The organism is Chamaesiphon polymorphus CCALA 037 (assembly GCF_003003845.1).
Taxonomy (GTDB): Bacteria; Cyanobacteriota; Cyanobacteriia; order Cyanobacteriales; family Chamaesiphonaceae; genus Chamaesiphon; species Chamaesiphon polymorphus.
Genome location: NZ_PVWO01000731.1, coordinates 1 through 2,165 on the forward strand (window position 1 = coordinate 1; position 2,165 = coordinate 2,165).

The 2,165-nt window shown below is 46.7% G+C and carries 2 protein-coding genes; both read left to right on the plus strand.

The annotated features are described in order from the left end of the window. The first annotated feature begins 382 nt into the window (after positions 1–382). Positions 383–622 carry a transposase gene (locus C7B77_RS28765; RefSeq protein WP_181244077.1) on the plus strand — a complete coding sequence of 80 codons (240 nt, stop codon included), beginning with the start codon at positions 383–385 and terminating at the stop codon, positions 620–622. A gap of 259 nt (positions 623–881) precedes the next feature. Next, the coding region (locus C7B77_RS28770; RefSeq protein ID WP_146138592.1) for a DEAD/DEAH box helicase at positions 882–2,165 on the plus strand (1,284 nt) is incomplete at its 3' end.

Below are 2,165 nucleotides of genomic sequence, written 5' to 3' on the forward strand. Positions count from 1 at the left end.
ATGCTGCCAGTGGCAATCGGCTCGAACTAGATCGTCTCGAGCGAATGCTGGCGAGCGATCGGACTGTGATGATTATTTCCGTGGGCTAGTGAGCATCACGGTGGCTTTAGCCTGTCTGTCGAATAAATTACCCCTTGACAATTAACATAATCGCTTCGCGGACTAATAAATTCAGTCCGCTTAGGCGGACTTTGCATCATGAGGAGTGGTTTCAACCACTTTTACTCACTTTGAGGCTCTAGATTTCCCCGATTATAACTACGATCAAAAATGAAATTGGTGATAAGCCCCAGGTTAATCCAAAATCCAAAATCCCAATGATACCAAATCCGGTTTGAATAACCGTAGTTGTTCAGGATAATGGTTCTTTGGATACAGTAAAATCTCCCGCAAACAGTTTGAGAGATGGGAAAAACTAGGATTAATTATCTTTTTCTTACCACCATATTGTTCCGAGATGAATCCGATTGAGGGAGAATGGCATCAACTTAAAGCTCATGAAATTGTAGGGCAAATGTTCGACAACGATTATGATTTAGCTTGTGCGATCATGACTGGAATTCAAGCTCGTGCCGAGCAAAGCAACTACAAAGTTGAGCGTTTTATATTTAATTCCACCTAGCTACTTACCTTTTTATAATCTCTTTGCTATACTCATAGTTGAGTCCAATCATGATGGCACTGTTATTTATCGACCATCCCAATGACACTTTCCAAATCAAATGCCATCTTCTCGACTCTACTGGATCTTGACTTTTGAGATATCGGTTTTTTAATTCTTCTGAGCTATAGTGTTTCTCTAAGTATGCTTGTTTTGGCATTTTAACTCTCTAGCTATATACTCTCTGTATTATGAGCTGGTTTTGATAACCGGATTTGGTATGACATCTGCTTTTTCCCGTTTTCCCGATCGATTGCAATCAGCCATTACCTCCCGCTTAGGTTGGACATCATTGCGCCCAGTGCAAGAACTGGCGAGTCATGCGATCCTCGATGGTTATAATGCGATCGTCCTCGCGCCGACGGCTGGGGGTAAGACGGAGGCGAGTATGTTTCCGCTGTTGGCGCAGATGGTAGAGAAGGAACCGCAGGGAGTGGGAATTCTGTATATTGCGCCGATTAAGGCGTTGTTGAATAATCAAGCCGAGCGATTGGGAATGTATACAGAGATGCTCGGTTTGAGTCGGTTTTTGTGGCATGGGGATATTAAAGCTGGCGAGAAGAAAGCCTTCCGCAAACAGCCTGCGACGCTGTTGATGACGACTCCCGAATCGTTGGAAGTGATGCTGATGTCGGCGAGTGTGCCGCATACAGAGATGTTTGCAGATTTACGCGCGATCGTGATTGATGAGGTTCACGCGCTGGCTGGAAGCGATCGCGGGGCGCATCTGATGTCCGTTCTGGAGCGGGTAATTCGGGTAAGTGCTAATGATGTCCAAAGAGTCGGTTTGAGTGCCACGGTGGGCAATCCTGACACGATTCTGGACTGGTTGCAGGGCACGTCGAAACGTCCGCGCTGTAAGATCGATCCGCCGAAGGAGCAGAGTAAAAAAGAGATTCGGATCTTGATGCAAGATTCTAAGACGGATATTGCCAATCGATCGAGTATGTTGGCGCAGGGGAAAAAGAGTCTATTATTCTGTCAGAGTCGCGCGCTGGCTGAGGAAATCTCTGGAGCGATGCAAAATCGCGGCATCGATGTATTCATCCATCATAGTTCGGTGGCGTTAGAGGAGCGGACGCTGGCTGAGGAGCGGTTTGCCAATGGGCATAATAATTGCATCGTCTGTACTTCGACGTTGGAATTGGGCATCGATGTCGGCGATTTGGATGCAGTCTTACAGGCGAATGCACCCGATACGGTTTCGGCATTTTTACAACGCTTGGGGCGCACGGGTAGGCGCGGTGGGGGTGCGAATACGACGTTTTTAATCGACAATTCGGTGGCATTATTACAAGCGATCGCGATTATCGAATTAGCGCGGCGAAATTGGGTAGAATCGATCGTCGTATCCGATCGCAATTGGGCGGTATTAGTCCAACAATTACTCGCTCTGACGATGCAATTTGGTTCGATTTCACCAGGGGATGCTTGGGCACAATTATCGACGATTCCCGATTTTGCTGGGATTAAACGTGCGGAATTCGATCGATTAATCAAGCAC